Below are 24,617 nucleotides of genomic sequence, written 5' to 3' on the forward strand. Positions count from 1 at the left end.
TTTCCGTGCAGTTGGAACGTCGACAACAGGCGTAACGCAAGCATCGTCATGTTCCGCGCGCCGCCTTGACGATGGTATCGAGCCATTCGAGCAACGCGCTGACGGACTCGAGCCGCGTACGCGCAATCGTGTCACCCGGGCCCACCTTGATCGAGATACCGCCGCGCTCGTTGGCGACCACGAAGCCTTTCTCGTCGGTCAGATCGTCGCCCGCGAACACGGGCGTGCGGCCCGTGAACGGCGGCTCGTCCAGGAACGCGCGCACCGCGCGGCCCTTGTCGACGTCTTTCGGCTTGATCTCGTAGACCATCTTGCCCGGCTGCAGCACGTACGCGCCGGGATAGTCGGCCACCAGCCGCTCGGTGGCCGCGCGCGCCGCCGGCTCGCGATCCGGCGCGTTGCGGTAGTGCAGTGCGAGCGCCGCGCCCTTGATTTCGAGCAGCATCCCCGGATTGTTGTTGACGACTTCCGCCAGCACCTGCTCCATGCGCAGCAGCCGGTCGTCGTTGAAGCCGATGCGCTGGGTGTCGCCATTGGCGTCGCGCCGCTCCGCGCCGTGCAGACCGGCAATCGGCAGATCGGGCATGCCGAGGTAACCATCAATGCTTTCAATGCCACGCCCGGAGACGACCGCTACCGCGCCATTGGTCAGGCGGCGCAGTTCGGTCAGCAGGCCGATCACCTCGGGCTGCACCCGCACGCCATCGGGCGTTGACGCCAGTTCGACGAGGGTGCCATCGAAATCGAAAAAGAATGCCGTCTCGCTAAGAGACAGAACAGCCGGAAGTGCTTGCATGGGTTTATCTTGCCTTTCAGCCGCTCTAAGCTGCAAAAGTGTGCGCATCTTACCGCGCGTACCGCTATTTTTCGGGAAAGTCAGGCCGAGCGCAACGCCGGTCGGGCTTGCGGCCCCGTGAGTTCATGGTTTAAGCGCGGCGAGCAGGGGTGAGCGGTGGTTACTGCCGGCTTGTCGCGAGATTCGGACGCGGTTTACTTTCGAAGCCGGCCCGCGCCGCACCTCGCCGCACCTCCGCCGCCCCCGCGCTACAGACAGCTTTCAGGCCCCTGCGTCACATTGACTCGCCATATCTGCCGTACGGGGTTGCGTATGACGTCATTCAATAAATTGCGATACAGTCCCAGCCACGCGTGAGTCGCACGGACGCCATACAGCACATACAGCACGCCGACGTTGCATTTGCCCCGTCATAGATCGAGTACCCGATGCCTGCTTTGTTCCCCAGAATGTCAGATCGAGATGCGAAACGCGCCGCCCTGCCCGCGTGGCTTGCGCGGATTCCGCTGCTTGCGCTGATCCCGCTGCTCGTGGCACTCACGGGGTGCAGCCACAAGGAAGAGCCCTGGCGTCTGACCAATGTCACGGGCCACCTGCCCGATCTCGACTTTTCACTGACCGCGGATAACGGCAAACAGGTCACCGGCGAGAATTTCAAGGGCGACGCGGCGCTCGTTTATTTTGGTTACACGCACTGCCCGGACGTTTGTCCCGAGACGATGGCGCGCCTGATGCAGGTGATGAGCAAGCTGGGACCCGACGCGCAGAAGGTGCGTATCCTGTTCATTACGGTGGATCCGGCGCGCGATACACCGCAGTCATTGCATGATTACGTCGACGCATTCGACGCCCAGCACACCGTTGGCCTGACCGGCAGCGACGCCCAGATCGAGACGCTGGCGCGTCACTACCGTGTGGCGTATCAAATGGAAAAGCGCGACCCGCATGGCGAGTATGAAGTCACGCACAGCTCCGCCGTGTACGTGTTCGATGCAGAGGGTCACGCGCGCCTGCTTGCCACCAGCAACGATTCGCCCGACGTGATCGCCGCCGATCTGCGTCGTATCATTGACGCCCCTGTTTAACGACTTGTATGAGCCGTCCCGGCGACGCGCAGCACCTGCATGTGATGTCGTCTTTCCTGTACTTCCGAGTTTGCTTATGACTATCAAGATCAAAACATCGTTGGCACTGAGTCTCGCCGCTGTGCTCTCCCTGAGTTTGGCCGTCGGTGCACACGCGGCAGGCACGCAAGCCATCAGCGCGCAAAACGCGTGGGTGCGCTGGCTGCCGAACAATCTGCCGGCCGCCGGCTACGTGACGCTCGTCAACGCCAGCGACAAACCCATCGACCTCACCGACATTTCCAGCGACGACTACGAAGGCGCGATGCTGCATCAGACGGTGTCGAACGGCTCGACCCAGCAGATGGTGATGGTCGACAAGCTGACGGTGCCCGCACACGGCCAGGTCGCGATTGCGCCGGGCGGCTATCACGTGATGCTGGAACACGCGCAGCATAAGGTTGCGCCCGGCGACACGGTGCACCTGAAGCTGCAGTTCTCCGACGGCGAAACGCTGAACACGCCGTTCGTGGTCAAGTCGCCGGCCCAGGCGAACTAACCACTCGTGCAAACCAACACCGCCCGATGAACCTGCTCTACTGGCTCGAACCGTGGGAGCCGTCGCCGACCGTCGTGATCGCGATAGGCGTGGCGGCCATCCTGTTCCTGCGTGGCGCGCGAAAGGCGAAGGTGTCGATGCCGCGGCGCGTGTCGTTCTGGTTCGGACTCGTGGCGCTGTATATCGCGCTTCACACGCGGCTCGATTATTTCTTCGAGCACGAGTTCTTTATGCATCGCGCGCAGCATCTGGTGCTGCATCACCTCGGGCCGTTCTTCATTGCGTTGTCGTATCCGGGCGCTGCGCTGCGTGCGGGCATTCCGTTCAGCTGGCGGCAACGCTTCGTCAGGCCCGCATTGCAGAGCGCGCCGGTTCGCCGCGTGCTCGACTTCGTGATGCATCCGGTCGTGGCATGTGGCCTGTTTGTCGGCCTGATCTATTTCTGGCTGCTCTCGCCCATTCATTTCGTGGCGATGCTCGACTGGCGGCTGTATCGGGTGATGAACTGGAGCATGGTGATCGACGGTCTGATGTTCTGGTGGCTGGTGCTCGATCCACGCCCGGCGCCGCCTGCGCGACTCGCGCCAGGCCGCCGCATTCTGGTGGTGATCGCCGCCATTCCGCCGCAGATTCTACTCGGCGCATTCATCTTCTTCACACCTAACGAGCTGTACCCGATCTATTCGATCTGCGGGCGCGCGTTCACGTGGTTGAGCCCAATGCGCGATCAGCAAATCGGCGGGCTGCTGTTGTGGATTCCAGGCTCGATGATGAGCGTGATCGGCGCGCTGATCGCGATGCGTCACTGGATGCGGCTATCGGCCCGCGGCCGGCTGCGTGACAAACGCCCTCAGGCGCGGGGCCGCACACCCGCGCCCACTGCCTCGATCACGAAGCCGCACGCGCGCACGGACTGAACTCAGGCGGCACGCATCCAGACGTGCGGAATGCCGTCTTCTTCGTGAACGTCGGAGATCGGTGCAAAACCGAAGGCGCCGTAAAACCCTTGCAGATGGGCCTGCGCATGCAGACGTATCGGCGTGTCCGGCCACTGCCTCGCAATATGTTCGAGCGCGCGTTCGAGCATCTTGTTGCCGAGACCCATGCCGCGAAAATCCGCCGTGGTCAGCACGCGGCCGATGCGGATGTCGGTGTCGCCCTCATCCGGCAGCAATACCCGCAGATACCCCGCCAGTTTTGCTTTTCCCGCCGCGCTGCCGAAGGCGAACAGATGCCAGGCGTCGGTGTCGAGTCCGTCGATATCGCCGTACACGCAATTCTGCTCGACCACGAACACTTCGCTGCGCGCGGCCAGCATGGCGTAGACCTCGGCGGACGTGAGGTCGTCGAAGGCCTTCCAGCGCCATTCAAAGGTCGTAGACGAAGTGGTGTCGGATTGCAGCGGCTTGTTCATGGCGAGGCACATCAGATGAGATTCGCCCAGGCGGGCGGCGTTGGCAGAATTATGCCGCGAATGCCGCGTGAGGATGCTGTCGAACCTGCCCGCGTCTGCTTACGCCCGCTAATCGTAACCAATGGCCACGAATGAGCCAACTGCGCGAGCCTACTTCTTCGACGCGCGCTTGTTGACGTACATGGCGGCATCCGCCTCCGCCAGCAGATCCGCAATCGACGTATGGCGCGTCGCGTCGTACTCGATCTCGCCCACGCTATAGCGAATCTGATAGCCGAGGTGAGCCTGCTCGTTGCGTAAAGCGAGACTCTGCTGCAAACGACGCGTGACGGTTTGCGTCTCGGCGCGATTGGTGTTGGTCAGCAAGGCGACGAATTCATCGCCGCCCAGCCGCGCGATCACATCGCTCTCCCGCAGCGCTTCGCGCAGCACCTCGGCAAAGGTCACGAGCGCACGGTCGCCTTCCGCGTGACCATACGTATCGTTGATCGCCTTGAACTCGTTGAGATCGAAAAACAACAGCGACGCCGGTCGGCCGAGGCGCTTGCAGACATTGAGCGCGTGCTGCGAGAGCGCCTCGAAGCCACGACGGTTGGAGAGTTGTGTCAGTGGGTCGAGCGTCGCGAGTTGTGCCGCAGCCAGCTCCTCGCCCGCCATCCGGCTGAGATCATGCAGCAGCGCACGGTCTTCGTCGTCGAGCGCGCGAGGCCTCACGTCGATCAGACACAGCGTGCCCAGTTTGCTGCCGTTGGGCACCGTCAACGGACAGCCGGCGTAGAACCGGATGCCCGGCGCGCCAGTGACCAGCGGGTTATCGTGAAACCGCACGTCCATCAAGGTGTCGGGCACCATGAGAATGCCGTCATCGAGGATGGCATGCGCGCAGAACGAGACGTCGCGGGGCGTCTCGCTCACCGGCAATCCCACGCACGATTTGAACCACTGACGGTTCTCGTCAACCAGGCTCACCAGCGCAATGGGCACCCCGAAGATCCGCTTCGCGAGCCGGGTGAGCCGGTCGAAACGCTCTTCAGGCGGCGTATCGAGAATACTCAACGCACGCAACGTATCGAGACGGGCGCTTTCATTCGCGGGAACGGTTGGGGCCAGCATGTCGATTTCCGTTAAGGGTAGTCCGTGCAGAAGATCACATAGTGTATAGCGGCTAAATTCGAATCACGCTTTAGGGTCCGCGCCCTGCGGGTTCACCCCAACCCACCGCATTGACTCCGCCGGCATTGCGGGCGGAGCGAATGCATTTGCGCTCAGAAAGTAATCGCTGCCTTGATGGAACTGACCGCTGTCGAGTTCAGCAAGACTTTGAAATTCACCGGCGTCGAACTGCCCGACGAGAAATATTGCTGCGTGGTCCCGTCTTTCAGAAGCGCGCCTTCATAAATGCCACCGCTGCCCTGATAGAACACGGCGTAGGCGGTCGTCGCCGCTGACGCTACCGGCGTGTTGGCCACCCATGCCCTCACTCCGGCGACCGTGCTGATCTGGCCGTCGGCAAGCGTGTATGTTTTGCCATCCACGGGACTGACGGCGGGGAAAAAGTTTTCCAGCGTCGTGATGCTGCTCGAACACGGCGTCAGAATCGCACCGGTCGTCGCTGGTGCCGCGCAGTCGTCGACCAGCAGCGTATCGCCGACAACCTGACGAACCACCTTGATATACGCCGAGCCCGCCTGCCACGTTGCGGCCGGGTTATACAGCGTGAGTCCGTTGACGCTCTGCGTCAGGGTTGCGAGGTCGCTGGTCGTAAGAAGCTCTTCAGGCGAGTTCGAGATCAGGCCGCTCAGCAGCGTGACCGTATAGCTGGTTTGCAGCGTCGTGAATACCGGCTGGATGCTGCCCGAGGCGAAGTAAGTGGTCTGGACAGCGTTGCTGCCGACGGGATACGTCACCTGTCCCGTGGCGGGCGACGCCATCGCGAATACGCTGCCCGCGACCATGTAGCGCGTGCCGGGCAAGTCGGTCGGTGCGGTCAGCGTCGAGGCCACGCTGGCGATCGTATCCGTCAGCGGTTGTGCGCCCGTGCTCGGACTCTTCGGAATGCTTATCTGTTCGGTATAGAAGCTACTCGCTGGACTCAACGCCGAGGTTCCCGAAGGCGTCGTATAGATATCGAGGCCGCCTTCGAGATCGAACAGCCCACCGTTCGATGCCAGCGCGAAGCTTTCATAAGTGAGTTGCGTCTCGCTCAAGGCGGGCGCCGCCGGCGCACTGGGTGAGCCGCCCGAGCCGCCCCCGCAGGCGGACAACAGGAGCGTGCCGAGCAGCACCGCGGCCAACGCCGGCTTCACTGAGTATTTCTCTTGCTGTTTCATTTTTATGGTCGGTCTCACGGCGTTCGCTTTTGATGCAGCCGGGTCGTTGGAGCGCAATGACGCGTGAATCGACGCGTCTGTGCAGGGCGAATCTGGGACGAATCTCAAATATGGGACGCGCCATCTTAATATGACGTACCGGGCGTCACGACACAATCGTCGCAATCCCGGCTAGAAAACAACAGCGGTCACAGACGGGCCGTGTTTAGCCGTTTAGCGGGATCGGCTCGACCGCGTGCCCCACGGCTTCGATCAGACTGCCCGGCCCCGCCAGATGAAGCGCGCCGACCACCACCAAGGTACGCTGCGGACTATCGAGCAAGCCACGGACATGCGACGCCCACGCCCGATTGCGCGACTCGAGGAGCGCGCTGCGCACGCCTGGGAGGCGGAACATCGGTGATTCGGTAGCAATTGAGTAGAGCGCTTCGGCGTCGCCTTGTAGCCATGCGTCCTGCATGCGCTCCAACGTGCGCTGAGGTTCGGTGAGATCAGCCAGTAGCAATTCGAGCCCGGTGCAGACCGTTTGCAAAGGAATCGTTTCGAGGGATGCGGCGATTTCGGCAGCCGTCTCCAGATAGCGATGCGGCTTCGCCTGCGCTGCCGCCACGCGAAGCATGCGCGGTTCGACGCCCTCCACCACCCGTTGACAGAGCGTCGGCGCCACGACAAGCGCGGCCCACGCGTGCAATTCGCTGAGCGGCGCCAACGGCCCCGCGGTGGGCCAGGAAGGGTCGAGGCGGCGCCAGACATCGGCAGGCAGCTCATGTTCGAGCGAAGTGCCCGCGTCTCGTTTCAGGTAAGGCAGGATAGCCAGCGCGTCTGATTCGAAGACCAGCGTTTCGGCCCACTCGAAGGCGTTCGGCACCCAGGCAGGCAAGCGTGGATTGCTGGCCGGGAACAGATGCATCGAGCCGAGCAATCGGACGTGGGTTCCGGTGAGCTGAAAGTACATGGCGAGGATTAGCTGTCGGATGAAGTTGCACGAATGTGCCGACAGTATTTCATATGCAACGTCACATGCGCCGCGATGAATGCCGCTTGCTCGCCCGGTACGTTCGATGTCGTTGCAGCTTGGCAGCCTGATGCGCCACGCGACGCAGAAAAAAGAAAAGCCCCGACGTGTCGGGGCTTTTCTTTGACTGCTGGAGGCGCGAGCCGGAGTCGAACCGGCCTAAACGGCTTTGCAGGCCGCTGCATAACCGCTTTGCTATCGCGCCGTAAGCGGACTGCTTAGCCGTCGTATCTCTGTTGCATGCTGCAAGTACAGCAACTTGACGGGTTCACAGATTGTTCGATGGCCGGTTGGTCCACCAAACAAAAAGGGAAGCGTTGCTTCCCCGAATGTCTGGAGCGGGAGACGAGTCTCGAACTCGCGACCTCAACCTTGGCAAGGTTGCGCTCTACCAACTGAGCTACTCCCGCATGGTGCTGCATTGTCCTGCATCACAACGTTTTGCTACGCGCTGCTTCTTACGCTGCTCATTACTTCGCCACGCAACGACAGGGCACGAAACGCTGCTTTAAATCTGGAGCGGGAGACGAGTCTCGAACTCGCGACCTCAACCTTGGCAAGGTTGCGCTCTACCAACTGAGCTACTCCCGCGTTTTGCTGCATTTTGTTGCAGATACTGCCTGATTACTGCTGTATTACGCTCCGTTGCGAGAACTACGTGCACCGGAGAAACGAGATTATGTAGAAACCGCCGAAACGTGTCAACCCCTTTCATGCACGTCTTGATGGGGACAACGTGCGCTCACACGATCCCGCCCCGCTCACGAATCTGCGGCCATGCGAGCTTCATGTAATAGAGCATCGACCAGATGGTCAGGAAGGCTGCCAGCAGGATGAGCCAGAGGCCCCAGACACGCGTGTCGATGGTGAAGCCAGGCGCGAGCGGCACCGGACCGTACAGCAGCAACATCGGAATCGCGACCATCTGGCACACGGTTTTGAATTTACCGAGCGAATTCACCGCGACGCTCTTCGATGCGCCAATCTGCGCCATCCACTCACGCAGCGCGGAAATCGCAATCTCACGACCGACAATGACGAGCGCGATCGCCGAATCGAGTCGCGCCAGTTGCACGAGGACGAGCAGCGCGGCCGTCACCATCAGCTTGTCCGCGACCGGGTCGAGAAACGCGCCGAACGCGGAGGTCTGATTCCATTTACGGGCCAAAAAGCCGTCGAACCAGTCCGTCAACGCAGCAAGGATGAACACCGTCGCGGCCGCCAGATTGCGGTGCATGGGGCTCATCATCATGTCGGGCAAGTAGAACACGCCGACCACGAGCGGAATCAGGACGATCCGCAGCCACGTCAGGAAAATCGGGAAATTAAACGGCATGGGCAGGCGCAGCGTCTGACAAGGGAGATGCAATTGTGCCGTGACATAAGGCCTGCCACAAGCAAACGGGCGGCGAACCGGCGCCAAACCGGCCGTGGGCGGGCCGCAAGGCAGGCGGGGCGGCGGCTGCCCGCCCTCTGCGGACCACGGTCACGGCACGGGGCAATAACGAGACGCGAGCCTCACGCGTCGTGCGAATGCTCTCGTTCATCCAGACGCGATCTGACGCGATCAATGTAGTTGCCGGTAGATCTGTTCGGCCAGCGCACGCGAAATGCCTTCGACGCTCGCCAGATCGTCGATGCTCGCCGCTACCACGCCGCGCAGTCCGCCGAAGCGCGCCAGCAGTCGTTGACGGCGCTTCGCGCCCACGCCCTCGAGTTCTTCCAGGCGCGAGGTCTGACGGGTCTTGCCGCGTTTTGCACGCATGCCGGTGATGGCAAAGCGGTGGGCTTCGTCGCGGATCTGCGCGACCAGCATCAGCGCAGCGCTTTCCTTGCCGAGCTCGAGCGGCGGCCGGCCGTCCGCGAAGATCAGCGTTTCGAGCCCGACCTTGCGCCCCTCGCCTTTTGCGACCCCGACCAGCATGCCGACATCGAGACCCACTTCGGTGAAGACCTGGCGCGCAATCTCCACCTGCCCCTTGCCGCCGTCGATCAATACGATGTTCGGCAATATGCTGCCGGCACCGGCTGGTGGCGCTTCCGCTGCGTCGGCCGGTGCGTCCGCCGGTGCGTCGGCCTGTACGTCGGCCTGTGGATCGGCCAGCTCGGGATCCGCGGGCTGTTCGGTGGCTGACTCCGCGACCCGCTCAGCCGCTTCGTCAACCGCATTCGCCGCCGCCTGCGCGACCATCTTTTCGTAGCGGCGCGTGAGCACCTGGCGCATGGCGGCGTAGTCGTCCCCCGGCGTAATACCGGTGATGTTGTAGCGCCGGTACTCGGAGGACTGCATCTTGTGATGATGATAGACCACGCACGATGCCTGGGTCGCCTCGCCCATCGTATGGCTGATGTCGAAGCATTCGATGCGCAGATGCGCGAGGTCATCGCATTCGAGTCCCAGTGTGTCCGCGAGGACACGCGTGCGCGACTGCTGCGAGCCCTGCTCGGACAGCAGCCGTGCCAGCGCGAGCCGCGCATTCTGCTCGGCCATGGCGAGCCACGCGCGTTTCTGTCCTTGCGGCTGACGCAGCACACTGACCTTGTGGCCGGCCTGTTCGATCAGCAGATCCACCAGTTCGCGATTCGCCGGCGCATGGCTCACGACCAGTACCGGCGGGACGCGATTGCCGAGATAGTGCTGCGCGATGAAGGCTTCGAGCACTTCGGATTCGATGCCGTTCGCGCGCCGGCGTGACGGTTTGCCCGTGCCTGTCGCGTTTACGCTCGCGGTGGAGGGTTCGTCTGCCGAGGCGTCGACATCGGCGGCGCCTGCGGTGACATCACGCGCGTCATCGTCTTCGCTAGCGTCATCCTGATCGTCGCCGCCGTCATCGAAATCTTCGGCTGTCTCGACGATCTCATCGGCTTCGTCATCCACCTCATCATGCACCTCAGACAGCAGCGCCTCTGCGATGACCAACGCATCCAGCCCGGCGTCATCCGCGCTCGCATCCGCAGCCGGCATCACCGACGCTTCGTCACGCGACGCACGCAAGCTCTGCTCGACCGCGGCGTTCAGCGCACCGGCCGCGTCCGCTTCGTCGTCATCGAGGCCGCCCTCCTCGATCGTCAACGCGCTCTCGACATGCGCCGGGAAATACGCCTTGTCGCCCAGGTGGCGTCCACCGCGCACCATCGCCAGATTCACACACACGCGTCCGCCCAGCGCGACCACGGCGAGAATATCCACATCGCTGTCGCTGCCCACTTCGATGGCCTGCTGATGCAACACCGTCGACAGCGAGCTCATCTGGTTGCGCACCGCCGCGGCCTGCTCGAACTTCAGCTCCGACGCGAACGCATGCATCTTCTCTTCGAGTTCCTTCATCACCTCGCTTTGCCGGCCGAGCAGGAAGCGTGAAGCGTTCGCGACATCGCGCGCGTAATCTTCCTCGCTGATCGCGCCGACACAAGGCGCCGTGCAACGTCCGATCTGATGTAGCAGACACGGCCGCGTGCGGTTGTTGAACACGGAATCCTCGCAGGTCCGCAGCTGGAACACGCGTTGCAGGATCTGGATGCTTTCGCGCACGGCCCAGGCACTCGGGAACGGACCGAAGTACTGATTCTTGCGGTCCACCGAGCCGCGGTAATACGCCATGCGCGGAAACGCGTGCCCCGTGAGCTTGAGATACGGGTACGACTTGTCATCGCGAAACAGGATGTTGTAACGCGGCGCGAGCGCCTTGATCAGGTTGTTTTCGAGCAGCAGCGCTTCGGCTTCGGAACGCGTGACGGTTGTCTCGATGCGTGCGATGCGTGTCACCATCATCGCGATGCGCGGCGACAGCAGCGTCTTCGTGAAGTAGCTGGACACGCGTTTCTTCAGATCGCGCGCCTTGCCCACGTACAGCACGGCGCCATGCGCGTCGTAATACCGGTAGACGCCCGGCAGATGCGGCAACTGGGCGAGCACTTTTTTGGGCTCGAACGTATCGGGAGCGTCGGAATCGGTCATGCAGGATCGGGCTGAACACCGCGGCGGGATTCACGCGGAGAGTCGTGTGAGTGCTTTAGAATCGCCAGTTTAGAACATTCCGCACGCGTCCGAGGCCCGGGCGCCGTTCAACATGCGATCCGTGCGTCCTGCTTCTGCCTCTGCTTCTGCCTCTGTGTCTCCGGCTTCTGTGTCTCCGGCTTCTGTGTCTCCGGCTTCTGTGTCTCCGGCTTCTGTGTCTCCGGCTTCTGTGTCTCCGGCTTCTGTGTCTGCGGCCTTCGCGGCGTCCTCCGCTTCCGCGTCGCCCGCCGCAACCGCCGCGGCTGCGCCACCCGCCTCTGCCGAGGCCGCGGACGCTAACGCGCCGGCACCCTCGGGCACCAGCCATGCGGCCATCGCCGCCGACCTGTTCTGCGCGGTGATCGACAACTACGGCGATATCGGCGTGTGCTGGCGACTCGCGCGGCAACTGGCGAGCGAACACGGCTGGCAGGTGCGCATTTTCGTCGACGATCTGCACGCCTTCCAGAAGCTCTGTCCAAGCCTCGCCCTCGATCGCAGCCGCCAGGCGGTCAGCGGCATCATCATCGAACACTGGCGCGAGCCGTCGCGCGCCGGCGCCACGCTGGAGGTGGCCGACGTCGTCATCGAAGCGTTCGGCTGTGAGGTGCCGCATGTCTATGTCGCGGCGATGGCGCGCCGCGAACGCGAGCCCGTCTGGCTGAACCTGGAATATCTGAGCGCGGAAGACTGGGTCGCGGATTTTCATCTGCGCCGCTCGCCGCATCCGCGTTACGCACTGACCAAGACCTTCTTTTTTCCGGGTCTCGGTCCTGGCACCGGCGGAGTGATCAAGGAACGCCATCTGGACGCCGCTCGCGCGGCCTTCGAAACGTCCTCGCCTACGCGGGACGCGTGGTGGCAGAAGACGGTCGGCACGCCCGCGCCCCACGCCGACGCGACCGTGGTGTCGCTGTTCGCCTATGAGAACCCCGCCGTCGACAGCCTGCTCGTGCAATGGCGTGACGCGCCGACTCCGGTGGTGCTGCTGGTCCCAGAAGGCCGCATCTCCGGCGCGCTCGCGCGATTTTTCGGTTTGTCCGCGTTCGAGGCCGGAAGACACGCGGAGCGCGGCAACCTGCGCGCCCACGCCCTGGCGTTCACGGATCAGCCCGGCTACGACGCCTTGCTGTGGGCGAGCGACATCAATTTCGTGCGCGGCGAGGATTCCTTCGTGCGCGCACAATGGGCCGCGCGACCGTTCGTGTGGCACATCTACCCGCAAGCCGACGACGCTCACCTGCCGAAACTCGACGCCGCGCTCGAGCACTATGGCCGCGGCCTGGCCGCCGCGGCGCGCGCGGCGCTGGGGCGCTTCTGGCATGCCTGGAACGGCGTGGGCCCGCCGGACTGGGCGGATTTCCAGCGTCATCGCGAAGTTTTCCAGCAGCGCGCGGTGGATTGGACGCGGGAACTGGCGACGCTCGGTGACCTCGCCGGAAATCTGGCCGATTTCGCAAAAAGTCAGTTAAAATAAGCGGTTATCCAACGGCCGACGACGCAAGCGCGGCACGATGGCGGCGACCGGTCCCGCAAGACACGTGACAACAAACGCAGCAGCAAGCGTGGCAACAAACGTAGCAACAACGCGGGAACAAATCCGGCAGCCGGTCTCTCGTGAAAGCGGCACATGCGGTTGCAAAATCAGGTTGCGGCCACCATGCCACCACGTGGCAGCGCTCAAAAACCGGGTGAGTCACACGCATTGGGTGCCCCCGTGGGTACGCCCGAGCAAGGGCCGAACAAGGGCTTGAGCCGGGCATAGGCCAGGGCGCAAGCCTGGGTAAAAAGCGGTAAAACGCAGTGACCGGAAGGTAAATGGGCCGCGAGACATGAAAGGCCGCGGGCAACCGCACGCTTGCGCCGTATGCCGTTGAGCACAGTTAAAGCTATTTATTTCGTACAGGACAGTTTTATGAAGACCGCACAGGAACTCCGCACCGGCAACGTCGTGATGATCGGCGCAGACGCAATGGTCGTGCAAAAGGCCGAATACAACAAATCGGGCCGTAACTCCGCCGTCGTCAAGATGAAGTTCAAGAACCTGCTGACCGGCGCAGGCATGGAAACGGTGTACAAGGCCGACGACAAGTTCGACGTCGTTCTGCTCGACCGCAAGGAAGTCACGTACTCGTACTTCGCTGACCCGATGTACGTGTTCATGGACGCCGACTACAACCAGTTCGAAGTCGAAGCCGAAATGATGGGCGACGCGCTGAACTACCTCGAAGACGGCATGGCTTGCGAAGTCGTGTTCTACAACGAGAAGGCCATCTCGGTGGAACTGCCCACCACGCTGGTGCGCGAGATCATCTACACGGAACCGGCTGTGAAGGGCGATACGTCGTCGGGCAAGGTGCTGAAGAACGCCAAGCTGAACACGGGCTTCGAACTGCAGGTGCCGCTCTTCTGCAACATCGGCGACAAGATCGAAATCGACACCCGCACGCACGAGTACCGCAGCCGCGCCTAAGCGTCGCTTGGCGCTGTTTGTCGCCGTTTGGCGCCGTTTGGCGCTGGGTTATCGGCACCGGCCCTGGGTCGGTTTCTGGGTCGACCTCTGGTCGATTCTGCGCCCGTAGTCAGCCAACACCGGCAAGCTTTCCTGCTTCGCCTGCCCTGCATTCTGCCCCCGTGCGGAGTGCGGCGGCCACATCAAAAAGCGCCCACTTTTGGGCGCTTTTTCTTTTTTTCGCGACCGTGTATGGTTGAGGCAATCTTTACCGGCAGCGTTCTCAATTTTGCCTGCCGGCGCCAGCAATCTCCTCTCACCACAGCCTCCAAACCCTTGATAAATTTAAGTAATCGCTGATGGCACAGTCTCTGCTTGAGTCAGGAACAAACCGAACAGGTTTTGCTTCTTTTCATCCTTGGGAGATGCGCCATGAATAACGATATCGCAGAAGGCAAATGGAAGCAGATGGTTGGCCGGGCCAAGACGGCTTGGGGAGAGTTGACCGACGACGAATTGACCAAAGCGGAAGGCCGGGTCGACAAACTCGCAGGTCTGATTCAGGAGCGTTACGGCAAGACTCGTGAAGAAGCCGAGCGCGAAGTCCGCCAGTTTTTCGACCGGTACTAATGAATCCGACTGTCGCGTCCCTCGCGGCTACAGCCTCCTTGTGCCTGCGCGCCACCGCTGATGCGGAACCGGCAGCAGCACTGGCAAGGCGCGGTGCGATTTTCTCCCGGTGGTTCGCTAGCCGGAACGTCGCCGCCAGGCACGTTGCCGCGTGGAACGAGTCTGTAACGACGCCGCCCAGGACGCCAGTCAATCGTCGCACCCTCGCTAGCGCGCCCGAGTACCGGCGCGCGGCGTGGGGCCCGTCCACTCAATAACCTGCGCCCTTCACTATGCCACACGCCCTGATTGTCGAAGATGATCCTAATAGCCTGTCCGGACTATCCGCGATCCTCGCCGCTGACGGATTCTCCGTCGACACCGCGACAACCCTCGCCGAAGCGCGGGCTGCGCTCACGCGCTTCATCCCGGACGTCGTGCTGGTCGACCTGAACCTGCCCGATGGCAGCGGTCTCGACCTGCTCCAGCATTTGCCCACGCAGCCGCCCGGCGGCGCATTGCCTGTCATCGTGATGACCGGTAATGCCACCGTCGAAAGCGCCATCGAAGGCTTGCGACACGGAATTTGGGATTATCTGTTGAAGCCCGTCAACATTCCGCGTTTGCGCAGCCTGCTGGCGCGCATTCCGCGTCCGTACGAGTTGACCGAGGAAGTGCAGACCTTGCGTGCCACGTTGCGCCAACTTGGCCGTTTTGGGCCGATGCTTGGCCGCAGCGGCGCGATCCAGCACCTGTACGACATGATCGAGCACACCGCCCCGACCGAAGCCGCGGTTTTGATTTCCGGCGAAGCGGGAACCGGCAAGGAAGTCACCGCGCGCACGATTCACGAGATGAGCCGTCGTCGCAAGGGACCGTTCGTCACGTTCGATTGCCGCACGGCGGCGACGCTCGCCGCGAACGGCACGCTTGACAGCGTGCTGTTCGGACACGAGCGCGCTGCGTTCAATGGGTCCGATCAGCGCGAGCACGGGCTGTTCGAGCAGGCCAGCGGCGGCACGCTGTTTATCGACGAGATCGCCGAATTGCCGCGTCCCCAGCAGGAAGCACTGTTGCGCGCGCTCGATACGCAGACCTTCATGCGGGTGGGCGGCACGCATCCGGTCGTGACGGATTTCCGTCTGATCGCCTCGACGCGCAAGGCGCCGCGCGCCGCGGTGGCCGATGGCAGCCTGCACGCGGATCTCGCCTTGCGCCTCGAAGCAGCCGCGATTGCGCTACCGCCGCTGCGCGAACGCGGCGAGGATGCCGCGCTGTTTGCGCAAGCCCTGATCGACGAGCTCAATCGTGAAGCCAGCGCCATCGGCGGCGCCGATGCCACCAAGCAGATCGGCCCGAACTTCCTGCGCGAGTGTCTCGCCTATGAATGGCCCGGCAACGTGCGTGAATTGCAGGAGCGTGTAAAGCGTGCGTACCAGGCGTCGGGTGACGTGATCGAATCGCTGCGCGCCGACGAGCATGGTTCGGCCGGCGGCCGCGATCTGAACGGCAGCCGTGTGCAGGTCACGGTTGGCACCCCGCTCGCAGACGTCGAAGAAATGCTGATCCGCGCTACGCTCGATGCAGTGGGCGGTACGCGGCATCGGGCAGCGTCGTTGCTGGGGATCAGTCCGAAGACGCTGTATAACAAGCTGCAGCGCATGCGTTTGAATTAAGGCGCGCGGCGTAGTCCGATGCACGACTAAAGGTCGTAGGAGCAGGTCGTAAAAAAACGGCGGTGTTAGAAAACACCGCCGTTTTTACATTCAAGCTGCCATCGCGCTCAAGCCACTGCGCTTCGCAACAGAGACTGCGCCTGCAGATATTCCGGCTCGGCGATCAGCTTGCTCCACTTCAGCGCCTTGCCGCGCGGACGCATCCGTTCGATGCGCTGGCGCGATTCCTTCGATGGCGTGAAGCGCAACGCATCCAGCACCTTTTCCGCTTCCGCCGGCTGATTGCAGATCAGCACCATGTCGCAGCCCGCCTGCAGCGCGGCCGTCGCGGCCTCGGTCAAGGTGCCGCCTTGACGCGCGGCTTCCATCGACAGGTCGTCGCTGAAAATCGCGCCCGTGAAACGCAGCTTGCCGCGCAACACGTCTTGCAGCCAGATACGCGAGAAGCCCGCCGGTTTGCTGTCCACTTTCGGATAGATCACGTGGGCCGGAATCACCGACGCCAGCGACAGACCGAGCCAGTCGTACGGCGCGACGTCGTCACGCAGGATTTCGTCGAGCGGCCGTTCGTCCACCGGCATGGCCACGTGCGAGTCGGCAGCAGCAAAGCCGTGCCCCGGAAAATGCTTGCCGCAGTTCGCCATGCCCGCCAGCGCGAGGCCATGAGCGAGGCTCTTCGCGAGCATCGTCACGACGCGCGGATCGCGATGAAACGCGCGGTCGCCAATCACCTGCGATTGTCCGTAGTTCAGATCGAGCACCGGCGTAAAGCTCATGTCGACCCCGCACGCGCGCAGTTCAGCGGCAAGGATGTAGCCGACCGCCGTGGTGACCTTGGTCGCATGCAGGACATCCGCGTCCCACAGCGTGCCGAGCTTGCCCATTGCGGGCAGGGTCGTGAAGCCATCAGTGCGGAAACGTTGCACGCGGCCGCCCTCATGATCCACTGCGATCAGCAGCTCGGGGCGCACCTCGCGTATTGCGTCGGTCAGCGCAACCAGTTGTGCGCGGTTCTCGTAGTGGCGCGCGAACAGGATCACGCCGCCAGTCATGGGATGTTCGAGACGGCGAATGTCGTCGGCGGTCAGGGTTTTGCCGACCACGTCGAGCATCACCGGTCCGGGATTGATTTTCATTGAATGTCGCAAGGAGAAAAGGATGCGGCGCAGACGCGCCACATCGGGGAAAGTCAGGGGCTGAGGGGATCGGCAGGCTCGGCGGGTGAATCGACGGCAACGCTGTTGCTCACGTCCGCCACTTCCGCGATCACGAAGGACACGGCGTAGTCGTGCTCGTCGCTGATGGTCACGCGTGCCGTAATGCCACGGGCGTCGAGCCATTCAGCCAGTTCGCCGGAGGCGACCACGATCGGCTTGCCGCTCGGCTCATTGAGCGTCTGCAAGGCTCGCCAGGTCATCGGCCAGCGCATGCCGAGGCCGATTGCCTTGGAGAACGCCTCTTTGGCCGAAAAGCGCGTGGCCAGAAACGCGAGGCCGCGCACCGCAGAGCGTGCATGCCGCGCGTGATAAATGCGCAGTTCGTCCGCGCCGAGCACTTTCTCGGCAAAGCGGCCGTTGGTGCGCGTCATCACTGCCGCGACGCGACTGACCTGAACGATGTCCGTGCCAATGCCGTAGATTGCCATGCGTGTGCCGTGTCCTCTTGCAGTCGTTGCGCTTGTGCGGGGAACCGGGAAACCGTAGGACGGCACCCGGTGGCGAGCGTGACGTCAGGCGCGCGCGGCGAGGCGTGCGGCGACCATGATCGCTTTCATCTCGCGCACCGCGTTGTCCCAGCCGGCGAAGATCGCATGCGCGACGATCGCATGACCGATGTTCAGTTCAACGATGCCATCAATCGCCGCGATCTGTTGCACATTGGTGTAATGCAGACCGTGGCCCGCATTGACCTTGATGCCGAGCGACACGCCGAGTTCCACGCCGCGCACCACGCGTTCGTATTCGCGCTGCTGTTCAGCGGGATCATGCGCTTCGGCATAGCGTCCCGTGTGCAACTCGATGACCGGCGCGCCTGCGTCATGCGCCGCGCGAATCTGCGTCTCGTCGGGGTCGATGAAAAGCGACACGCGAGAACCCGCGTCCGCCAGTTGCCTGCAGGCAGCGCGCACGGCTTCGAACTGGCCGGCCACATCCAGACCGCCTTCCGTCGTCAATTCCGCGCGCTTTTCCGGCACGAGACAAACGTCGTGCGGCTGCACCTCGCAGGCAATATCGAGCATCTCCTGCGTCACCGCGCATTCGAGATTCATGCGCGTTTTCAGGAGCGGCCGAAGTTTGCGCACGTCTGCGTCGACGATATGCCGACGGTCTTCGCGCAGATGCAACGTGATCGCGTCCGCGCCGGCTTCTTCGGCGTCGAGTGCCGCGCGGATCGGATCAGGGTACGAGGTGCCGCGCGCATTGCGCAGCGTGGCGACGTGATCGATGTTCACGCCCAGGTCGATAACGGTCGGCGAGGTAAGAAAGAAGCTCATAGGTTCTGCAGGTCGATCAGGATCTGGCGCGTCGCGAGCGGCGTGCCGCCAAGGTAAGTGTTGAGCAGAAAGCGCATCAGCGTCTTGCTCTGCGCCACGGTCTGGGGACGCTGATAATCGTCCGCCTCCATGTCGAGCAAAGTTTGCCCCGCGATCACGGGCCATTGCGCGGGGAGATCGTCGGATGCTTCGCGCACGCCGCGCTCCGGGTCGAACACATAACGGCCGTCCGGCTGCACGGTTTTACGCGTGACCGTCCGGCTCAACGCCATTGCGTAACCGGTCTCACGCAGCAGGACGCGTTCGAACGAGCGCAACACCTGCACCGCCGGCTCGTCATGCGCGAGACGTGCAAGTGTGACCACGTAGTGCTGGAACAGTTGCGGATGTGGATCTTCGCGCCCGCAGAATTTGACCAGCAGTTCGTTGACGTAGAAGCCGCACAGCAGCGCGTCGCCCGCGAGCGGCAGCATGCCGCCCACCCATTCGGCGCCAGTCAGCGTACGGACTTCCGACTTGCCGGACCACGACAGCGCGAGCGGCTGGAACGTCTGCAACACACCGCGCAGCGCGGAATGCGGGCGCTTGGCGCCCTTCGCGACCAGCGCGAGACGGCCATGATCGCGCGTCAGCACGTCGATGATCAGACTGGTCTCGCGATGCGGATAGCTATGCAGCACGAAGGCCGGCTGCTCGGTGATCTTGTATTCGGAAGTGGAGCTACGCGGCGCACGGCGAGGCGGTGGCTTGCGGCCCTCGCCCGCTTTGCCCGCATCGCCCCCAGCGCTAGCCGAAGACGCAGCGGAAGATTTTCTCGACGCACGCCCCCTGGCAGGCTCGCGAGCAGGCGCGGCCGGCTCCGGGTTGTCCGGGTCCGCGTCAGAATGCAGCGTCATCCACGCGTCATTCGTACCCATAGGCGCGGAGTCCGGCTTCATTGTCGGCCCAGCCACTCTTCACCTTGATGAAGGTTTCCAGATACACGGGACCGTCGAACAGCTTTTCCATGTCGAGGCGCGCTTCGGTGCTGATCTGCTTCAGCTTGGCGCCCTTCTGGCCAATGATCATGGCCTTGTGCATGTCGCGATCCACCATGATGGTCGCGAAGATACGCCGCAACCGGCCTTCCGTCTCGAACTTGTCGATCAGCACGGTGCTGGTGTACGGCAGTTCGTCGCCGGTCCAGCGGAACACCTTCTCGCGCAGGATTTCAGCGGCGAGAAAGCGCTCGCTGCGGTCGGTCAAATCGTCCTCACCGTAGATCGGCGCGCCTTCCGGCAGGAACGGCTTGATCGTCGCCATCAACCGCTTGATGTCATCGGGGTTCTTGGCGGACAGCGGCACGATCTCGTTGAACTGACGCAGCGCACTTACCTGCTGCATGAACGGGAACAGCGAGTCCTTATCCGACACGCGGTCGAGTTTGTTCGCGATCAGCAGCGTGGGCACCGAAGGCGGAATCAGGTCCAGCACCTTCTGATCGTCCGGGCCGAAGCGACCGGCTTCGATCACGAACAGGATCGCGTCGACCGAGGTCAGCGTCGAAGTGACCGCGCGATTGAGCGAGCGGTTCAGCGCGCCGCTGTGCTTGGTCTGAAAACCGGGAGTATCCACGAAAATGTATTGCGCGTCTTCCAGCGTGTGGATGCCAGTGATGCGATGGCGCGTGGTCTGCGCCTTGCGCGACGTGATGCTGACTTTCTGGCCGACCAGCGCGTTCATCAGCGTGGATTTGCCGACATTTGGGCGGCCGACGATCGCGACCATGCCGCAGCGGAAACCAGTGGGGGTGGAAGCGTTCATATTCAGGCTACGGCAGGTTCAAATGGACGCGCCGCGAATCGCGCGCGCCCATAAATGGCATCAATGGCCGGCATCGGCGACGCGCGTTTGCACCGCGTCGGCAACACCGGGTTCGAGTTCGGCGGGCGCCGGCGTATCGGGCGCGAGTTCCCTGGTACGGGATGCAGCGGGCTTGTCCACGCTGCGGGCGGCGGCATCGGGCTTGTCGGCCGATTTGTCCGCGGCTTTGTCCACGGTCTTTTCCGCGGTCTTATCGAGGCTGCGAGGCAGCAGTTCGCTCTTTTCCCCAGCACGCTCCGGGCGCTCGTTCTTTTCCAGCCTGTCCAGCTTGTCCGATCTGTCGGCACGCTCGGGTCGGTCCGCTTTTTCTGCTTTGTCTTTTTCCGCGACCGCCACGTTGCTGTACTCGACATGCGCGGCGCGAATCACCGCGAGCGGCGCGGCAGGCACTGCGAACGACGCCGGGCGCTCGGCGAGTGCCTCGGTAACGGTGGCCTTTTCGCCGCGTGCGTACCGTTCGGTCTTTCGATCCGGCGCGCGCAGATCAAGCGCAGCCTGCACGCCGGTCACGCCGGGAACGATCTCCGGATCGGGTTTGGCCGCGCGAGCGCCTTTCGAACGCTTCGGCTTGGCGACCACGGCAGGGGCCGCGGCCATTACCTCGTCGAGCGCCTTTTTGGCGGCGGCCTGTTCAGCCGCACGCCGGCTTGCTCCCGAGCCCGATACTTTCACGTCGAGCTTGGGCACCGTGCATTCGACTTCGAACTGCTGATTGTGCGCCGCACCATGCGTGGCAACCACGGTGTAGGTGGGCAACGCGATCTTGTGACCTTGCAGATACTCCTGCAGCAGCGTCTTCGAATCCTTGCCGAGCGTACGGGGGTCGATATGGTCGAGAATCGGCACGTACAGGCGCTTGATGACCGTCTGGGCGGCGTCGAAGCCACCGTCGAGGAAGATCGCGCCAAGGATGGCTTCGAGCGTGTCAGCAAGGATGGACGGCCGCCGGAAGCCGCCGCTGCGCAGTTCGCCTTCGCCTAGCCGCAAGCCTTCTGAAATATTCAGGGCCTGAGCGATTTCATAAAGGGACTGCTGCTTGACCAGATTGGCACGAACGCGCGACAGGTCGCCTTCGTCCAGTTTCCCAAAACGTTGGAACAATAGCGCGGCCACCGCGCAGTTCAGAACGGAATCGCCGAGAAACTCGAGCCGTTCATTATGCGTGGCGCTGTGACTGCGGTGAGTTAAAGCCTGACGCAACAATTCCGCATTGCGAAATTCGTAGCGCAAACGGCTTTCCAACGGAGATAGGGGCATGTGCAGAGTATAACGCGGGCGCCTGCCCCAGCGAAAACACGGGGCAGCCGACGAAAAAGCGTAGTGAAGCGGGCTTACCGCACGTTCTTAAAGTAGCGTGATAACACGTCGCGCCCGTTGCGAACTCGCGGGGCGACGTGTTGTGCGGTCTGTGATGCGCGCTAGTGCGATCGCGATCAGTGGAATGATCCGATGCGCTTCAGATTGCTGAAGTTCATCCAGATGAAGAACGCGCGGCCAACGATATTCTGGTCCGGTGCAAAACCCCAGTAACGGCTGTCTGCACTGTTGTCGCGGTTGTCGCCCATCATGAAATAGTTGCCGGGCGGCACCTTGCAGATCACACCGCGTGCGTCATACGTGCAGTTGTCGCGATACGGATAATCTTCCGCACCGACGATGAACGGCGGCACTGCCGGATTGTTCAGGATCGCGTTCTTGCGGCCATCCAGATCTTCTTCGAACTGCTTCGCGTAACCAATGCGCTCTTCGTCGAAGTAATCGGGCAGCGGCGTCTCCGGCACCGGCTTGCCGTTGATGGTGAGTTGCTTGTCCTGATACGCCACGACGTCACCGGGCAGACCGATCACGCGCTTGATGTAGTCGACCGACTCGTCTTTCGGATAGCGGAACACCACCACGTCACCACGCTGCAGCGGACGGCCCGCAGTGATCTTGGTGTTGGTGATAGGCAGGCGAATGCCGTAGTCGTACTTGTTGACGAGGATGAAGTCGCCCACCAGCAGCGTCGGCACCATCGAACCCGAGGGGATCTTGAACGGCTCGACCACGAACGAACGCACCACGAACACCACCAGAATGACCGGGAAGAAGCTCGCCGAATACTCGAGCCACCAGGGTTGACGCAGGTTCTCCTCACGCAGGCGTGCCCGCGTTTGCGGCGCGTTTTCGTCAGCGAAACGCTCGCCGACGCGCGCCTGCTGGCGGTCGAATTCGGCGACCGCGGCATCTGCCGCGCGGCGCCGTTGCGGCAGGAACACCAGCTTGTCTGCTACCCACGCGAGGCCCGTAATGATGACGAGCACAAAAAGAATCAGCGCAAAATTCATAGAGTTCCGTTCTTCGTCTTATTTATCTTCGACACGCAGAATGGCGAGGAAAGCCTCTTGCGGAATCTCAACGGACCCGACCTGCTTCATTCGCTTCTTGCCTGCCTTTTGCTTTTCCAGCAGCTTCTTCTTACGGCTAATGTCGCCGCCGTAGCATTTTGCCAGCACATTCTTACGCAAAGCCTTGATGTTCTCGCGGGCAATAATGTTCGCGCCGATCGTGGCCTGAATGGCCACGTCGTACATCTGACGCGGAATCAGTTCGCGCATCTTCGAAGCCACTTCGCGACCGCGGAACTGGCTCTGCGAACGGTGCACGATGACCGACAACGCATCCACCTTGTCGCCGTTGATCAGCATGTCGACCTTCACGACATCCGCCGCACGGTATTCCTTGAACTCGTAGTCCATTGACGCATAGCCACGCGAGATGGACTTCAGGCGATCAAAGAAATCGAGCACCACTTCGCCCATCGGAATTTCGTACGTGAGCTGAACCTGACGACCGTGGTACTGCATGTTGATCTGGTTGCCACGCTTTTGCGTACACAGCGTGATCACCGAGCCCACATAGTCTTGCGGCATGTACAGGTTGACGGTGACGATCGGCTCGCGCACTTCTTCGATCTTCGACGGCTCCGGCATCTTGGCCGGATTCTCGACCATCACGGTCGTGCCGTCGCGCTGCAGGACTTCGTACACCACGGTCGGCGCCGTGGTGATCAGGTCCATGTCGAACTCGCGCTCGAGACGTTCCTGCACGATCTCCATGTGCAACAGGCCGAGGAAGCCGCAACGGAAACCAAAGCCGAGCGCCTGCGACACTTCCGGTTCGTACTGCAACGAAGCGTCGTTCAGCTTGAGCTTTTCCAGCGAGTCACGCAGCGCGTCGTACTGGTTCGCTTCCACCGGGTAGAGACCCGCGAACACCTGCGGCTTCACTTCCTTGAAGCCCGGCAGTGGCTCGGCGGCCGGCCGGTTCACCAAGGTCACCGTATCGCCCACTTTCGCGGCGGCCAGTTCCTTGATGCCGGCGATGATGAAGCCCACCTGCCCGGCGGACAACGATTCGAGATTCTTCGATTTCGGCGTGAACACGCCCACGTGCTCGACCGGATACTGCGCTTCGGTCGCCATCATGCGGATTTTGTCTTTCGGACGCAGCGTGCCGTTGACGATACGCACGAGCATCACGACGCCCACGTAGTTGTCGAACCACGAGTCGATGATCAGCGCCTGCAGCGGCGCGTCCGGGTCGCCCTTGGGCGGCGGCACCTTGGCGATCAGCGCTTCGAGCACGTCTTCGACGCCGAGGCCGGTCTTGGCGCTGCAATGCGTGGCGTCGGTTGCGTCGATGCCGATCACGTCCTCGATTTCGGCAATGGCGTTCTCGGGATTCGCGGCCGGCAGGTCGATCTTGTTGAGCACCGGAATGACGTCCACACCGAGTTCGATGGCCGTGTAGCAGTTCGCCACGGTCTGCGCCTCGACGCCCTGGCTCGCGTCCACGACGAGCAGCGCGCCTTCACACGCGGACAGCGAACGGCTGACCTCGTACGAAAAGTCGACGTGGCCCGGCGTGTCGATCATGTTGAGGTTGTAGATGCGCCCATCGCGTGCGCGATAGGTCAATGCAGCGGTCTGTGCCTTGATGGTGATGCCGCGCTCGCGCTCGAGATCCATCGAGTCGAGCACCTGGGCTTCCATTTCGCGGTCGGACAGTCCGCCGCAAATCTGGATGATGCGATCGGCGAGCGTCGACTTGCCATGGTCGATGTGCGCAATGATCGAGAAATTACGAATATGATCCATTCAGTACCGATCAAGCGAAAAAGGCGCGCTCGGACGATTGCGGAGCACGCCTTGTAAGTAGGTGAAAAACCTGTCTATTTTAGCCGATATTGGCTCTCGCCCGGCATATCTTGCAGGAGGGGATGGAAAGGCGGCTCACCAGAGCGCCTCGCCAGAGGGTATTCCGCACGCATGCGTCGCTCGTTCGGCAACGCTTCGGCATTAATTCG

The 24,617-nt window shown here is 62.5% G+C and carries 22 protein-coding genes and 3 tRNA genes; 7 read left to right on the top strand and 18 right to left on the bottom strand.

The genetic code is table 11. The features are described from left to right. Positions 1–46: 46 nt before the first annotated feature. Positions 47–796: a trehalose-phosphatase gene (otsB, locus tag D0B32_RS16765; RefSeq protein ID WP_117335106.1), complete on the bottom strand. Its 750-nt coding sequence runs from the start codon at positions 794–796 to the stop codon at positions 47–49. Positions 797–1,224: 428 nt separating this feature from the next. On the opposite strand from otsB, the gene D0B32_RS16770 reads away from it, so the two are divergent. The 3 genes from D0B32_RS16770 to D0B32_RS16780 all read left to right on the top strand — a co-directional run bounded on the left by D0B32_RS16770 (position 1,225) and on the right by D0B32_RS16780 (position 3,336). Continuing rightward, a complete protein-coding gene (locus tag D0B32_RS16770) occupies positions 1,225–1,881 on the top strand; it encodes an SCO family protein (protein ID WP_404935559.1) in 657 nt (218 codons plus the stop codon). A gap of 76 nt (positions 1,882–1,957) precedes the next feature. Then, complete coding sequence (locus tag D0B32_RS16775) at positions 1,958–2,419, top strand: copper chaperone PCu(A)C (protein ID WP_117335108.1); 462 nt, start codon at positions 1,958–1,960, stop codon at positions 2,417–2,419. A gap of 26 nt (positions 2,420–2,445) precedes the next feature. Beyond that, complete coding sequence (locus tag D0B32_RS16780) at positions 2,446–3,336, top strand: cytochrome c oxidase assembly protein (RefSeq protein ID WP_117335109.1); 891 nt, start codon at positions 2,446–2,448, stop codon at positions 3,334–3,336. A gap of 2 nt (positions 3,337–3,338) precedes the next feature. Here the strand turns inward: D0B32_RS16780 and D0B32_RS16785 are convergent, their stop codons facing one another. The 9 genes from D0B32_RS16785 to uvrC form a co-directional block, all read right to left on the bottom strand. Then, positions 3,339–3,833, bottom strand: a complete 495-nt coding sequence (locus tag D0B32_RS16785) for a GNAT family N-acetyltransferase (protein WP_117335386.1) — start codon at positions 3,831–3,833, stop codon at positions 3,339–3,341. A gap of 150 nt (positions 3,834–3,983) precedes the next feature. Continuing rightward, the gene (locus D0B32_RS16790; RefSeq protein ID WP_117335110.1) at positions 3,984–4,946 is read right to left on the bottom strand and encodes a diguanylate cyclase; all 963 of its coding nucleotides are present in this window, start codon (positions 4,944–4,946) and stop codon (positions 3,984–3,986) included. A gap of 152 nt (positions 4,947–5,098) precedes the next feature. Next, the gene (locus D0B32_RS16795; RefSeq protein ID WP_117335111.1) at positions 5,099–6,163 is read right to left on the bottom strand and encodes a hypothetical protein; all 1,065 of its coding nucleotides are present in this window, start codon (positions 6,161–6,163) and stop codon (positions 5,099–5,101) included. A gap of 205 nt (positions 6,164–6,368) precedes the next feature. Then, on the bottom strand, positions 6,369–7,118 hold the full coding sequence (locus tag D0B32_RS16800; RefSeq protein ID WP_117335112.1) for a TraB/GumN family protein: 750 nt from the start codon (positions 7,116–7,118) through the stop codon (positions 6,369–6,371). Positions 7,119–7,309: 191 nt separating this feature from the next. Then, a tRNA-Cys gene (locus D0B32_RS16805) sits at positions 7,310–7,383 on the bottom strand. 129 nt (positions 7,384–7,512) lie between these two features. Further along, positions 7,513–7,588 (bottom strand) — tRNA-Gly (locus tag D0B32_RS16810). 105 nt (positions 7,589–7,693) lie between these two features. Next, positions 7,694–7,769: transfer RNA gene (locus D0B32_RS16815), tRNA-Gly, on the bottom strand. Between the two features lie 151 nt (positions 7,770–7,920). Next, on the bottom strand, positions 7,921–8,514 hold the full coding sequence (gene pgsA, locus D0B32_RS16820; protein WP_117335113.1) for a CDP-diacylglycerol--glycerol-3-phosphate 3-phosphatidyltransferase: 594 nt from the start codon (positions 8,512–8,514) through the stop codon (positions 7,921–7,923). Between the two features lie 231 nt (positions 8,515–8,745). Beyond that, a complete protein-coding gene (gene uvrC, locus D0B32_RS16825) occupies positions 8,746–11,136 on the bottom strand; it encodes an excinuclease ABC subunit UvrC (protein WP_117335114.1) in 2,391 nt (796 codons plus the stop codon). A gap of 244 nt (positions 11,137–11,380) precedes the next feature. On the opposite strand from uvrC, the gene earP reads away from it, so the two are divergent. The 4 genes from earP to D0B32_RS16845 all read left to right on the top strand — a co-directional run bounded on the left by earP (position 11,381) and on the right by D0B32_RS16845 (position 15,912). Beyond that, on the top strand, positions 11,381–12,652 hold the full coding sequence (gene earP, locus D0B32_RS16830; RefSeq protein WP_181969831.1) for an elongation factor P maturation arginine rhamnosyltransferase EarP: 1,272 nt from the start codon (positions 11,381–11,383) through the stop codon (positions 12,650–12,652). Positions 12,653–13,090: 438 nt separating this feature from the next. Then, complete coding sequence (gene efp, locus D0B32_RS16835) at positions 13,091–13,648, top strand: elongation factor P (RefSeq protein WP_117335116.1); 558 nt, start codon at positions 13,091–13,093, stop codon at positions 13,646–13,648. Between the two features lie 411 nt (positions 13,649–14,059). After that, complete coding sequence (locus D0B32_RS16840; protein WP_117335117.1) at positions 14,060–14,257, top strand: CsbD family protein; 198 nt, start codon at positions 14,060–14,062, stop codon at positions 14,255–14,257. 272 nt (positions 14,258–14,529) lie between these two features. Continuing rightward, the gene (locus tag D0B32_RS16845; RefSeq protein WP_117335118.1) at positions 14,530–15,912 is read left to right on the top strand and encodes a sigma-54 dependent transcriptional regulator; all 1,383 of its coding nucleotides are present in this window, start codon (positions 14,530–14,532) and stop codon (positions 15,910–15,912) included. 107 nt (positions 15,913–16,019) lie between these two features. Here D0B32_RS16845 and nagZ read toward each other — a convergent pair whose 3' ends face one another. From nagZ to lepA, 8 genes are all read right to left on the bottom strand, one after another. Beyond that, complete coding sequence (gene nagZ, locus D0B32_RS16850; RefSeq protein ID WP_117335119.1) at positions 16,020–17,048, bottom strand: beta-N-acetylhexosaminidase; 1,029 nt, start codon at positions 17,046–17,048, stop codon at positions 16,020–16,022. 53 nt (positions 17,049–17,101) lie between these two features. Continuing rightward, on the bottom strand, positions 17,102–17,557 hold the full coding sequence (gene acpS, locus D0B32_RS16855) for a holo-ACP synthase (protein WP_117335120.1): 456 nt from the start codon (positions 17,555–17,557) through the stop codon (positions 17,102–17,104). A gap of 84 nt (positions 17,558–17,641) precedes the next feature. Further along, a complete protein-coding gene (gene pdxJ / locus D0B32_RS16860; protein ID WP_117335121.1) occupies positions 17,642–18,406 on the bottom strand; it encodes a pyridoxine 5'-phosphate synthase in 765 nt (254 codons plus the stop codon). After that, positions 18,403–19,107, bottom strand: coding sequence for a DNA repair protein RecO (recO, locus tag D0B32_RS16865; protein ID WP_404935562.1), 705 nt, complete (start codon positions 19,105–19,107; stop codon positions 18,403–18,405). The genes pdxJ and recO overlap by 4 nt, the downstream gene beginning before the upstream one ends. 202 nt (positions 19,108–19,309) lie before the next feature. Then, on the bottom strand, positions 19,310–20,209 hold the full coding sequence (era, locus tag D0B32_RS16870) for a GTPase Era (RefSeq protein ID WP_117335123.1): 900 nt from the start codon (positions 20,207–20,209) through the stop codon (positions 19,310–19,312). 60 nt (positions 20,210–20,269) lie between these two features. Next, a complete protein-coding gene (gene rnc, locus D0B32_RS16875) occupies positions 20,270–21,526 on the bottom strand; it encodes a ribonuclease III (protein ID WP_117335124.1) in 1,257 nt (418 codons plus the stop codon). Between the two features lie 176 nt (positions 21,527–21,702). Next, positions 21,703–22,596 (bottom strand): signal peptidase I, encoded by an 894-nt coding sequence (gene lepB, locus D0B32_RS16880; RefSeq protein WP_117335125.1) that lies wholly within the window; start codon positions 22,594–22,596, stop codon positions 21,703–21,705. 18 nt (positions 22,597–22,614) lie between these two features. After that, on the bottom strand, positions 22,615–24,408 hold the full coding sequence (gene lepA, locus D0B32_RS16885; protein WP_117335126.1) for a translation elongation factor 4: 1,794 nt from the start codon (positions 24,406–24,408) through the stop codon (positions 22,615–22,617). Positions 24,409–24,617: the final 209 nt, after the last annotated feature.

Source organism: Paraburkholderia sp. DHOC27, assembly GCF_003429005.1.
GTDB lineage: Bacteria > Pseudomonadota > Gammaproteobacteria > Burkholderiales > Burkholderiaceae > Paraburkholderia.